We start from the raw sequence: 12752 nt of genomic DNA on the forward strand, positions 1-12752 counted from the left end.
GTTTTTATATAAACATACTGGAATGTAAATATTTAAGCAAATATTTTAATACGAGGAGGTTAACTTGGTTTTATATAAACATACTGGAATGTAAATATATCCTCCGTCGGGGAATGAATAAATCGAGATATCGGGTTTTATATAAACATACTGGAATGTAAATTTGTCAATATCTGTGATCATAACGTCCAAAACCGGAGTTTTTATATAAACATACTGGAATGTAAATGTGAAAAAGTCAGAACAACTGACTTTGGATATATAAGTTTTATATAAACATACTGGAATGTAAATCGGATTATCATTGTCAGTTCCATATGTTCCTGGGACGTTTTTATATAAACATACTGGAATGTAAATACCACGACCACGACCAGTACTACAATTAGCCACCCATTTTTATATAAACAAACTGGAATGTAAATGCTCTTGATGGGTGCCCGTTGCGGGCCTTGTATCGGTTTTATATAAACAAACTGGAATGTAAATAGATCAGGCGTTTCGAGGAACATTGCCAGCGGCAGGGTTTTTATACAAACAGATTGGAATGTAAATTCACAAAATACCCTTGCTTTTCTAGGGTTAGTTCTGGTTTTTATATAAATATACTGGAATGTAAATATGGGAAAGAATGACGGTGGCCCGGACGGTTTGCAGCTTTTATATAATCAAAATGGAGATAAAGTTTGCTCAAGAAATAAATCCTTAACCGGAGGGAATAGTAAGGTTTTATTTGAACTCATTTACCTATTGTCAATCAAATAATCTTCTCAAATAAATAAACATTCCTACCATTTAGGTACGTATTTGTACCGGCAGATTCCGTAAACTAAAGATTCGGCATAGTATATAGGAAAAAGTTGTCATAATAAGTCAATTTAACTAAAAAACAGTTTCAATTTACCTTCTCTGGGTATATAATCTAGGAGTATATACAAGTTTACGTAATAAGTAGAGAGAGGTGCTAATGTTATGTTCAAAAACATGAAAGTATTTAACAAGGTATTGGTTATGGCTGTTTTTTTCCTGATATTGCTGTTAGGCCAGGGAGCTGTATCCTATTACTTCTTGAATGTGGCCAATTCCGGTATTGACAGTTTATACAACAATTATCTTAAGGGTACGGAATACATAAATGACATAAGAGCAAATTCGCGGGCTAATGAAGCGAATTTGCTCTATATAATTTTGAATACCGGTAACAAAACTTTTCAGGAGGAAAAACTGAAGGATCTTGACCTGAGAACACAGACCATATCAGAAGATATTTCAAGGCTCAAGGAATTGGAAATAGATGATTTTGAGGTTGATGCCCTTTCTTCGGCTTCTCTTAACGTCAAGAATTTCAATGAAGCCAGAGACGAAATCATAAAGCTGGCAATGGCCGGAGATCAGAAGTCTGCAATGAAAAAATACAGTGATAATGTCAAGTATATGAATGATTATCAGCAGCAGTATCAGGAACTGTCAAAAAGTCTTGTCAATCTGTCTATGACGATACATACCGATAGTGAAAACAATAAAAAAATAGCAATAGCCTTTTTGATTGGAACTTTCCTTATTGCAGCCGCCCTTGGCATCATCCTTGCCATTATAATCGCAAGGTCAATTTCAAGGCCTTTGAACAGTGCCGCCAGGCATTTGAATATCATAGGTTCGGGAGATTTGTCACAGGAAATTCCTGAGACCTATAAGAAGCACAAGGATGAGGTCGGCCAGATAATAAATTCCATCGGCAAAATGCAAATGTCCCTGACCGATATTTTACGTACGGTCAAATATGAGGCCGACAGATCCATGGAACATATTGCCGTAACCCATGAGAGAATCGAGGAACTGAACGGTGAAGTGGCCGCCATTACAGGGACTGCCCAGGAATTATCGGCAGGGATGCAGGAAACGGCGGCTTCGGCACAGGAAATGACAGCCACTGCCCATGAAATAGAAACGGCAGTTGAAAATGTAGCTTCAAAGGCTCTGGAAGAGGTGAATATTGCAACGGATATTAACCAAAGAGCCGGAAACATAAAGCAGAAGGCCACGGATTCCTTGAATGAAGCCAGACAGCTTTTTGAGACCGCACAGGAGAAGCTTAACAGTTCATTGATCCATGTAAAGAAAGTTGACCAGATAGGGGAGATGTATTCCACAATACTTGCCATTACCGAGCAAACAAACCTGCTGGCATTGAACGCGGCAATTGAGGCCGCAAGAGCCGGTGAGCACGGAAAGGGTTTTTCGGTGGTTGCCGATGAAATAAGAAAACTTGCCGACGAATCAAAAAATACCGTCTCAAAGCTGCAAAACATAACAAATCTTGTGACCGGCTCGGTAGCGGATTTGGCGGATAACTCAACCAATATGCTGAAATTTATGAATGAAAGGGTACTCAACGACTATTCTCTATTATTGGAAACCAGTGAACAATACAGCAAGGACGCTATTTACTATTACGACAATTCAACCGACTTAAGCGCAACCTGCGAGCAGCTGCTGGCTACAATACAAAACATGGTTTCGGCCATAAATGAAATTGCTCTGGCAGCAAATGAAGGTGCGGCAGATATTAACGATATCGCCCGCAAAACAATGACAATAAATGAAAAATCGGCAGAAACCAAAGACATGACCTATAATATTAAAGAAAGCTCGGACAGAATGATAGAACAGGCGGCACGGTTCATTATAACGCCCGGAAATGATGCAGTCAGGGGCACAGGAATTTAAGACCGCCGGGATTTTATAACCCCAGCCTGCCATCTTTGAGATAAATGGTATCACCCCTCAGATCGCTGAGCGATGGCCAGTTGGATGTGACTATCAAAATTGCAATTCCCCTGTCTGCCAACAAATTAATCATCTGCTCGGTAATCTGATTGACCTTTACATCGGTGATTGAAAAGGGCTTTATACACACAAGAACCCTGGGCGAATACAGCAGCCACTTGCAGTAAACCACTTTCTGCTGTATGCTGGGCGGAACCATGTACACCGGCTTTTTGAAATAAGTTGGATCTATCAGCTGATCAAGAGTCCTTATTACACTTTTGCCGTATCTGCTTTTGACCCAGAACCAGTTGACCTTGTTTGATAATGGTATGCACAGGTTATACAATACGCTTAGCCTTTTAAAAAGCATTACTTCGGTTGGATTTTCCTCGACAAAGCACACTCCCTTTTCCTGGGCATCGGCTATACTGCTGGCAGAATAGCTGTTATTATTAACGGTGATCCTCCCCCTGTAAGTGCCTATTGTACCGTTAAGAAGACCGATAAGGTCATTTTTGCTTTCATCGTCCATATAAAATATCTTCAGGATTTCGCCGCGCCGGATATCCAGGCTGATATCCTGCAAAACATCGGTATATATGTTATTCAGAGAAAGCACGACCTCCCTCTGCTGTGAGGATGTGCCGCCCTCACTTGCAATATCCCTGTAGGAATCATCCGGCTGTTTGGCATTCAAGAGCTGATATATCATTTTTCGGTCCAGGTTGGCCGAATTGAAAAGGCCCATTGTTTTTCCGTTTTTTATCAGACAGAGTTGGTTGGTCTGTTCGAAGACAACATCTTCAAAGGTCTCAGTTACAATAAAGCCAATCCCTTTACTTTTCAGCTTGTTTACCAGTTCAAAGAAAGTGATCAGCTCTGTGGTGGTCAGAATGCTGGTTATATTGGAAAGTACGATAAGCCTGCAATCAAGGGTATATGCCTTAAGCAGTTCTATGGTGATGCTTTCCAGGTTGGTCAGCTGGGGGATGGGCTTGTTTATGGGTATATCTATATTAAAGTGCTCAAAAAGCGTTTGGGTTTTTTTCCTGTATAGGCCTGATCTCAGAAAAATATCCTCTGAGTGGAAGAGAAAAATATTTTCATATATCTTCATCTGTTTTATCAGTTTTGATGATTCGGTTATCGTAAAGATGTTTTTTTTGACAGGATCGTCATTGCTGCTGCTTTCTATGACCTCCTCATTAATATACATCCTTCCGTAGGACAGTCTGGCATCTCCGTTTAACAACTTCAAAAAGGCGTTCTTTTCCTCCATGTTGTCAAAGATAATCCCAAGGGTTTCACCTGCAAAAACCTGAAGGTAAATGCTGTTAAAAATTTTCTGCCCCTTGAGCACAAGCTGGCCGTTGTCTATTCTGAAAATCTCCTCTTTCATTGCATTCCTCCGGGTCTATTCTGCATGCTTTGGAATTTTAGGAAGTGTGAGCCGTACATCCGTTCCGACATTTACCGTACTGTATACATGAACACCGTACTCGTCTCCGAATATGAGTTTTATCCTTCTGCATACGTTCTTAAGTGCGATTCCTCCGGCTTTCCTCTTATCACTGTTAACATAGCTGACGGCCACACGCTCCAAAGAATCATTTATTTTAGTCAATACTTCCGAGGGTATTCCCAGTCCGTCATCCTTTACACTTATAAACAGGTTTTTCCTTGTGCTTTCGATACTTATAAAAATATTGCCGCCCTGGGATTTACCCTCTAATCCATGAAAGATTGCATTTTCGATTATTGGCTGGAGGGTTAGCTTGGGCACCTGATTTAACAGGATATCTTCATTGTCGGGATAGTTTACGGTCAACTTGAATTTATCGCCGAATCTGTATTGCTGTATTGTAAAGTAGTTTTCTATATTTTCCAATTCATCCTCCAGGGTAACAAGGTTACCCACATCAGTTATGGTGTACCGGAAGAAGGAGGCCAGTGCTTCGGTTGTTTCGGCAATACTTGCAAGACCTGCATACAAGGCATCTCCTCTGATGGCCTCAAGAGTATTGTACAGGAAATGGGGATTTATCTGATTTTGCAGAGCCAGATACTCAGCCTGTTTCTTTGACATATTGATTGCATCCTGCTTGTTGAGCAGATAGTGAAAACGGTCCATGACCTTGACGGTTTCGGGTGTAAGGTAGTCGGGATTTTGAAAGAGTTCTTCATATATCTGACCGTTCAGAAACATTTTATATTGCTTCTTTATATTCACGTAAGGCAGGACAATCAAATAATAAAGGCAGGAAATTAAGGCCAGCAGCAATATTGTCATCACCGCTTTAAATTTTAGATCGTCAACTGCAATAATTCCTGCAATATTCATTAAAATCAATACAATAAAAGCCAGGGTACTTCTTGTGGATAAGGCAGTTTTTCTTTTCATATGCGCACCTGTCACAATGTATATAATGAGTTTTTAGGAATACAGCTTCCGGTATTCAGTGGGGCTGAGTCCGGTAGACTTTTTGAATTTCTTTGTAAAGTATTTTATATCATTAAAGCCTACCTGGGTGGATATATCAATAATGCTTTTATCGGTGTCGACCAGGATTTGTTTGGCATTCTGGACACGGATCTCGGTAATGTAATCCACGAAATTCATACCGGTTTCCTTTTTAAAGACACTGGAAAAATAGGTGGGATTAAAGCCTATTTTATCTCCGATTATCTCCAGGGTAAGTGCCTGGTTATAGTTTTCGTTGATAAACTGCTTTGCCAGCCTTATGGGTTTTGAATTCTCCAATTTTTTTTCGGCAGTCCAGGTATCAAGACTTTCATCAATCCTTTGCAGGAGATTGTCAAAAACCTCGTCCACAGAGCAGTACATAAAAAAGTCATACATCAGTGTTTCAAGGAGGTTCTCATTCTTTATGATAATTCCGTAAGTCCTTATACTGAACTTAAATAAATCAATCAGCTCCTTATAAACATCAAAGACAAGCTGGCCGGTTAAATTGCTGACCGACTTGATGTCTGACTTCAGCTTATCGAATAATATCTTTTGCTGGATATGATTCAAGGTCTCAATATTAAATAAAAACTCTTTTCTGAATTTTCCGTCAACAATCTGTTCTGAACGGACGGCAGCTGGTTTTATGTTGGTGTACTCCAATAAATCGGCACCGGATATCAATTTATTCAGATTTGCAATCCTCACTTCGCGTTTGCAGTCATTTATCCCGCTTAAATCACTTTTTTCCGAACTCAGGGCAATAAACAGTCTGAAATCACCTATGACATCTTTTAATTCCAGGATGGTGGTTCTGAACTTCTTCAACTGCTTGCGCAGCCTGGAAAATTCTTCATTGGTCCCATTTATAAGGCAGTAGACATAATCACTTCTAACTATGGAAATAACCTCGCTGAACAGAGAAAGATCCTCGGCCACAGTATCCCTTATTTTTGACAAAACAAATTCATATACGCGGGAATCGGTATTTGAGCCTTTGATAACCGGTTGTATCAGCAGCAGCTGGATGTTGCCCCTGACAAAATTGCAGTGGTAATGTTTGTTTATTTCATCCGGATTTGAGCTGTCTGCAGTAATTGTGCTTTTTTCCAGCAGCTCACTCAGAAAATTTCTTTTTAACTTCTTCTCGGTAAACGTCAATTGTTTTTTTATCTCTTCCTTTTCAGAAAGGTTGTCTTTCAAGACCTGGTGTTTTGTTATCAGCTTTTGAAGAGTCTGAAGCAGCTCTTTCTTTTTAACGGGTTTCAGTAAATAATCGTCCACCCCGAATTTTATAGCCTTCTGGGCATAATCAAATTGGCTGTAACCGCTTATGATTATGAAATGTATGTTTTTATTAATCTCCAGAGAATTCTTTATCAGGTCCAGGCCATCATAGTTTGGCATTCTGATATCGGTTATTACAATATCGGGACTATATTGCTTTACATAATCAAGCGCAGTCAGACCGTCCTGTGCAAACCCTATAAGCTCCAGCCCCAGGGCTTCCCAATCCACAAGACATTGGATCAGTCTGCATACCTTTATTTCATCATCTACTATCAGAACTTTTAGCATTGACATTACCCCCGCTGAATAACGTATAAGGATTTAAATTGCTGTGCTTGGTGTTTCGGATATTTTTATGATGCTCTCATTTCATTGTTCATTATACACTATAAATTTTTTAAAATACATATATAAACTATGGATATTATACAAAAGAGACGCAACATCTAAAGAAGTTACCCCCTGATATAAAGATATTAAGTTTTAAAACAAAACTTCAGATGCTAATATAGTGTTGTAAGAAATCACTAAGCGATATGGGAACTCGAAAAGTGGTTTTTGTGCATATCTTACAATCTAAATCAATCAAGATAAATATTCTATCTCATTTTCCAAAAGGAGGATTACAAATGGCACTTGGATCATTTCAAATTGACACCCAGCCGGTCAGATCAGAGCGAATCGACAGATTGCATAAATATGTGACATCATTTGCTTATGGTATTTGTCCGGAGAGAGGTCATTACCTGACAGAATTTTATAAGGACAATATGAGTCTGCCGGCGATAGTCAGAAGGGCAAAAGCAATTGACCATGTACTTCAGAATATGAGTATATACATTATGCCGGGCAGTCTGTTTGTGGGAAACCAGGCATCAAAACCAAGATGGGCACCGCTGTTTCCAGAGTTTGAAGTAGAATGGGTGGAGGAGGAGCTTATAAAGGGGAATCCTTATTTTCCTGATGAAAGACCTGCCGACAAATATATCTTGTGTGAAGAAGACAAGCCTGTAATAAAGTCCATGTGTGACTGGTGGGCCGGAAAAACACATACCGATACACTGAGGGCCAGATTGCCAAAGGATGCCCTGGCTACACATTACGACTTAAAGGCGGCCGATATCGGAACCTACTTCCAGGGAGGAGACGGTCACTTTGCACCGGATCATGAATTCCTCTTTACCCATGGTATCCAATATATAATTGATGAATGCCAAAAGAAATTGGAGGAAATCAACTGGAATGAACCTGATGCAATTAAAAAGAAGGATTTCTATGACGCAGCTGTGGTAAGTGCAAACGCAATTATCAGGTTTGCCGAAAGATATGCCGATCTGGCTGAAAAGACGGCAGCCCAGGAAACAGACAAGGCAAGGAAAAAGGAACTGTATGAAATGGCTGAAATCTGCAGAAGGATTCCTCGCTACCCGGCTCAAAACTTCAGGGAAGCACTCCAGTTCATAATATTGGTACACATCTGCATCCAGATTGAAGACAACGGCGCCGGAGTCTCCTTCGGAAGATACGACCAATTTATGTATCCGCTGTATAAGAAAGGACTGGCCGACGGTTCACTTACCCGTGACCTTGCCCTTGAGCTGACAGAAAACTTCTTCCTTCAGATATATACCTGCAACAAGGTAAGAAGCTGGGTGGACACAGACTTCTACAGGGGTGTTCCAATGTTCCAGAACCTTACCATAGGCGGACAGCATCCGGTAAAGAAGTGCGATGCTACAAATGAACTGAGCTACATCTGCCTTGATGCAACCTTCAATACAAGGGTGCCTCAACCGTCACTAACAGTCCGTTTCCACCGCAATACTCCATTTGAGTTCAAAATGAAGGTTGCCGAAGTAATCAGACTCGGAACAGGTCTGCCGTCAATATTTAATGATGAAACCTATATTCCGGCCTTGATGAACAGGGGATATGAATTGAATGACGCCTATGACTACTGTGTAATCGGCTGTGTTGAGCCTGGAACAGCAGGCTTGCTGGGAGGAAGAACAGGCGGTGCATGGCTCAATTGTACCAAAATCCTTGAAATGTCCCTGTATAACGGAACTGATCCAAGAACAGGAATATGCCTGCACCCGAATAAAAACGGAAAAGATCTCGCAACCTTTGAAAGCTTTGAAGAGGTCCGGGAAGCATATCTTGACCAGTTGGCCTATTACGTCAAAATGGAGGCAATTCTCGAAAATACAATTGACCAGGTATGGGAGGAAACTCTTGACGAACCCATGGCAGCCATATTTGGATGTCCCACAACGACCATTCCAAGAGGAAAGCCCATAAAGCAGGGCGGAGCAAAGTATGATCTGACAGGCCAGCAGACAATAGGTACCGCCAACGTTGCCAATAGTTTGTATGCCATCAAGAAATTGGTGTTTGACGATAAGGTCATAACTGGTGCACAATTGAAGCACGCACTTGAAACTAACTTCAGTGATATGAGTACCGATCCTTCAGGTGTTCAGATCAAAGCCATGTGTCTCCAGGCTCCAAAATACGGCAACGATATAGATGAAGTGGATGAGATCGCACGTGAGATGCTTGCAGCTGTGGCTAATGAACTGGTATCCTATAAGAATACCCGCTATGGAAGAGGGCCTATAGGAGGAACCTTGCACTGTTCCACAAGTACAGTTTCAAGTAATACGCCATTCGGCAAGGTTTGCGGTGCTACACCTGACGGAAGGGAAGCTTATACCGCCGTTGCCGACGGACAGTCTCCCATGCGCGGAACCGATATAAAAGGTCCCACAGCCGCAATAGCTTCAGTAGCAAAGCTTAATAATATTTTACTTTCCTGCGGTTCATTATATAATATGAAATTCAGCCCCGCTGATTTGGTATAGAGCATTTTACTGTATTTTATGTAAACAAATAATTGGCAAGCAGGCAGCTGAATAATGTTTATTTATTAAAATCAAAATATTTGTTATATTGTTAAATTTAATGAAAAAGGGGGATCAGCCATGTCTGAAATCACTGTAAACAAGAACGACGGCCTGAAACGTTTCGTCAGTCTCATAGACCGCTATTTTGCGGCAGGCGGCTCACAGATGCAGTTTAATATAGTAAGTAAGAAAACTCTTCTGGAGGCCCAAAAGGACCCTGAAAAGTATTCGAATCTTCTGGTTAGAGTCGCCGGGTACAGCGCATATTTTACCCAGCTTTCAAAAGAGGTTCAGCAGGATATTATCGAACGTACCGAAGAAAAACTTTAGAAAAACTTCAGTAACACAATAAATTTCAAATAATTAGTTTGAGGGGGAAAAAAATAATGAAAAAGAGATTGGTGAGTCTTGCATTAAGCATCAGTTTGCTGGCAACCCTGGCAATAGGCTGCAGTTCGGGGCAAACTGCTTCAACAAATGGCGGCACGGGAGGTGCCGCAGCTAATGTATCAACAACCCAGCCGGCACAAAAAGGCGGAGTATTTTCAGCAACAAAGGAACAATTGGAAGCTTTGCCTGAAGCAATGCTGGGTGAGAAAGATGAATTCAAAGGTTTAACCATTGGTTTTTCCCAGAGAAATATAGCCGGCTCCGAATGGTGGGAGCAGCTGGTAAGACTGGCTAAGATGGAGGCCGAGCACCTGGGTGTGAAGCTTACGGTCTATGATGCCGGAAATGATTTGGCTCAGCAGCTTGCAGACATTGAAACACTTGTTAATATCAAACCTGACGCAATGATAATCAATCCTTTCCATTCGACAGGAGTACTTCCGGCAGTGTCCAAGGTACACGAAGCCAATATTCCGCTTACAGTTGTCAACTGTGCTCTGGATGCCCAGGGAGCGCCATTCACCTTTGTATCCTGTGATGTTGAAAACAGCGGATATAAGGCAGGCTTTGAACTTGCAAAGTCCTATGACGAAAAGAATGGCTGGAAACCTGAAGTTAAGGCACTTGTGCTTTCGGCCGCAGCCCAGGAGCAGGAATCCGACCTCAGACGCTGGGGAATGCTGGCAGGCTATAACGATTACATGCTTGAAAAGTACGGCAAATCCAATCTTAAAATTGTGGCTTACAGATATTATAACTGGCAGCCTGAACCTGCAATGAATGAAACTCTTGACGCTCTGCAGGCAAACCCCGACATTGATGTAATATTCAGCGCCTGCGACGGAGGAGCCCAGGGAGTTGTGGCTGCACTTGACTCCATAAACAAGTCCGGACAGATACTTGTAACCTCAATAGATGCAAGAAAGTCAGTTCTTAAATGGATAAAGGACGGAGACAAGGGTATAGTTTCAACTGTTGCAAATGATCCCAGAATGATGGGTAAATGGGCTGTATATCTTGCAGCAAAACAAGCAAAGGGAGTTACAACTCCTGCAACCTTCTATGTACCAAATACTTTATACAACAAAGCCAATGTTGATAAGGTATACGATGAAAAATCCCAGTATTAATATATAAAAATACTATAAGAACACTATAGGAACAGTCATAAGAAGGGGATGTCTCAAAATGAGACAAATGCAATACATGAATTAATACCGGATACAGTGCGCGAGTACGGTTTTAACAGATGGGAAGTTCCATTAAAAGTACATGCCCGAATTTGTAGGAGATACACTTGTGATGAGCTTTACAAATTTCAGGCATGTACTTTGTGGCACTCCATTTTAATCCAATAATATAGGGGAGATGTATGTGGAAAAGTTTTGTCAAAACGCATGTGAAATATCCTGTACAATCCAGATGAAAAATATAACTAAAGCTTTTTCAGGCGTAAAGGCCCTGGACGATGTTTCCCTATCGGTCAATATGGGAGACATTCATGCATTGATCGGAGAAAACGGTGCGGGAAAATCCACGCTGATGAATATACTCGGCGGAAAATATTCACACGGCACCTATGAGGGGACAGTATGCATGAATGGAAAGGAATTGAAGCTGAACAGCCCGAGGGATGCAAATGAAGAGGGTATAGTGATGGTGCACCAGGAACTGGCTTTAATTCCCGAATTGAGCGTTGCTGAGAACATGTTCCTTGGCAACATGCCTCTTAAGAACGGTATGGTGGATTGGAAAAAAACCTTTGAGCTGGCCGAAGAAACACTCAAAAAATTATCTCTTGAAATAGATGTCCATACAAAGGTAAAGTATTTGAGCATCGGGCAGCAGCAGCTCATTGAAATAGCCAAGGCCATCAATCTGGGAGGCAGGGTAATGATCCTGGATGAGCCGACGGCACCATTGACAGGAAGAGAAATAAGCTTTTTGTTTGAAATTTTAAGAGATTTGAAGAAGCACGGAATAACTATTATATATATCAGCCACAGACTGGAGGAAATATTTGAACTGACAGATACTATTTCAGTCATGAGAGACGGCAAAATGATAACCACACAAAAGACCTCCGACATGACTCACCACGATCTGGTGTCGTATATGATAGGAAGAGAAATGCAGGAGTTTTATCCGCAGGATGAAACACAGACCGGAAAAACCGTTATGAAGATAGAAAACTTTTCGGTGGAACATCCAACCTACCACGGTAAAAAAATTGTTGACGATGTGACAATGGAATTCCGGGAAGGTGAGATTGTGGGCATTTCAGGACTGCTGGGTGCCGGGCGTACCGAGCTCATGAGTGCCGTAGTGGGAGCCTATATAAAAAAGGGCAAAGGCAATGTTTTTATTAATGACAAAAGGGTGGAATTAAAAAATCCTAAACAGTCCATTAACAGCGGTATAGGTTTTATAACTGAGGATCGAAAAGGAAATGGTCTGATTCTTTCAAAATCCGTTGCCTTCAATTCATCTCTGGCCGCATTAAACAGGATTACAAAAAACAGGCTTCTAAACAAAAAAAGGGAGACGCAGCTGGTTTTGGACCTTGTCGACAGACTTAAAATCAAAACCGCCAATGTACAGAACAAGGTAAGCAGCCTGAGCGGAGGTAACCAGCAGAAGGTTGTAATAGCCAAATGGCTGGCTACCATGCCTAAAATTCTTATTCTCGACGAACCGACCAGAGGTGTGGATGTCGGGGCCAAATTCGAAATATACACAATTATGAAAAACCTTGCAAAGGCTGGTGTTTCAGTAATAATGATATCCTCTGACCTGCCTGAGGTAATAGGAATGAGTGACAGAGTATATGTTATGCGAGAAGGTAAGCTTTCGGGCGAGCTGAAAAAAGAGGAGCTGTCTGAAGTGAACATCATGAGCTATGCAACCGGAACTATTACCGCATAAAGGAG

8 protein-coding genes and 1 CRISPR repeat array are annotated in these 12752 nt (G+C 41.3%); of the genes, 5 read left to right on the forward strand and 3 right to left on the reverse strand.

The annotated features are described in order from the left end of the window. Positions 1 to 2 precede the first annotated feature (2 nt). Positions 3 to 621: a CRISPR direct-repeat array (repeat unit 28 nt; unit sequence TTTTATATAAACATACTGGAATGTAAAT). A 351-nt stretch (positions 622 to 972) separates the two neighbouring features. Next, a complete protein-coding gene (locus T344_RS0127070) occupies positions 973 to 2727 on the forward strand; it encodes a methyl-accepting chemotaxis protein (protein ID WP_027631301.1) in 1755 nt (584 codons plus the stop codon). Positions 2728 to 2740: 13 nt separating this feature from the next. On the opposite strand, the gene T344_RS0127075 is transcribed toward T344_RS0127070, so the two are convergent. Genes T344_RS0127075 through T344_RS0127085 form a run of 3 tightly spaced genes read right to left on the reverse strand, consistent with a single transcriptional unit; the run spans position 2741 to position 6814 of the window. Next, positions 2741 to 4168, reverse strand: a complete 1428-nt coding sequence (locus tag T344_RS0127075) for a sugar ABC transporter ATP-binding protein (RefSeq protein ID WP_027631302.1) — start codon at positions 4166 to 4168, stop codon at positions 2741 to 2743. Positions 4169 to 4183: 15 nt separating this feature from the next. Continuing rightward, positions 4184 to 5170, reverse strand: coding sequence for a sensor histidine kinase (locus tag T344_RS0127080; RefSeq protein ID WP_027631303.1), 987 nt, complete (start codon positions 5168 to 5170; stop codon positions 4184 to 4186). A 33-nt stretch (positions 5171 to 5203) separates the two neighbouring features. Further along, complete coding sequence (locus tag T344_RS0127085; RefSeq protein WP_027631304.1) at positions 5204 to 6814, reverse strand: response regulator; 1611 nt, start codon at positions 6812 to 6814, stop codon at positions 5204 to 5206. Positions 6815 to 7155: 341 nt separating this feature from the next. On the opposite strand from T344_RS0127085, the gene T344_RS0127090 reads away from it, so the two are divergent. The 4 genes from T344_RS0127090 (at position 7156) to T344_RS0127105 (ending at position 12747) form a co-directional block, all read left to right on the forward strand. Then, the gene (locus tag T344_RS0127090) at positions 7156 to 9390 is read left to right on the forward strand and encodes a pyruvate formate lyase family protein (RefSeq protein WP_027631305.1); all 2235 of its coding nucleotides are present in this window, start codon (positions 7156 to 7158) and stop codon (positions 9388 to 9390) included. 120 nt (positions 9391 to 9510) lie between these two features. Continuing rightward, complete coding sequence (locus T344_RS32020; protein ID WP_027631306.1) at positions 9511 to 9762, forward strand: glycine radical domain-containing protein; 252 nt, start codon at positions 9511 to 9513, stop codon at positions 9760 to 9762. A gap of 56 nt (positions 9763 to 9818) precedes the next feature. Beyond that, positions 9819 to 10952 (forward strand): substrate-binding domain-containing protein, encoded by a 1134-nt coding sequence (locus T344_RS0127100; protein WP_027631307.1) that lies wholly within the window; start codon positions 9819 to 9821, stop codon positions 10950 to 10952. 238 nt (positions 10953 to 11190) lie between these two features. After that, a complete protein-coding gene (locus tag T344_RS0127105; RefSeq protein WP_242842153.1) occupies positions 11191 to 12747 on the forward strand; it encodes a sugar ABC transporter ATP-binding protein in 1557 nt (518 codons plus the stop codon). The last annotated feature ends 5 nt before the right edge of the window (positions 12748 to 12752 follow it).

The sequence above is a fragment of the Ruminiclostridium cellobioparum DSM 1351 = ATCC 15832 genome, assembly GCF_000621505.1.
GTDB lineage: Bacteria > Bacillota > Clostridia > Acetivibrionales > DSM-1351 > Ruminiclostridium > Ruminiclostridium cellobioparum.

Excerpts from the sequence above, each read along its gene's own strand:
- T344_RS0127070 (WP_027631301.1), top strand. The coding sequence starts at position 973 with ATGTTCAAAAACATGAAAGTATTTAACAAGGTATTGGTTATGGCTGTT.
- T344_RS0127075 (WP_027631302.1), bottom strand. The coding sequence starts at position 4,168 with ATGAAAGAGGAGATTTTCAGAATAGACAACGGCCAGCTTGTGCTCAAG.
- T344_RS0127080 (WP_027631303.1), bottom strand. The coding sequence starts at position 5,170 with ATGAAAAGAAAAACTGCCTTATCCACAAGAAGTACCCTGGCTTTTATT.
- T344_RS0127085 (WP_027631304.1), bottom strand. The coding sequence starts at position 6,814 with ATGCTAAAAGTTCTGATAGTAGATGATGAAATAAAGGTATGCAGACTG.
- T344_RS0127090 (WP_027631305.1), top strand. The coding sequence starts at position 7,156 with ATGGCACTTGGATCATTTCAAATTGACACCCAGCCGGTCAGATCAGAG.
- T344_RS32020 (WP_027631306.1), top strand. The coding sequence starts at position 9,511 with ATGTCTGAAATCACTGTAAACAAGAACGACGGCCTGAAACGTTTCGTC.
- T344_RS0127100 (WP_027631307.1), top strand. The coding sequence starts at position 9,819 with ATGAAAAAGAGATTGGTGAGTCTTGCATTAAGCATCAGTTTGCTGGCA.
- T344_RS0127105 (WP_242842153.1), top strand. The coding sequence starts at position 11,191 with ATGTATGTGGAAAAGTTTTGTCAAAACGCATGTGAAATATCCTGTACA.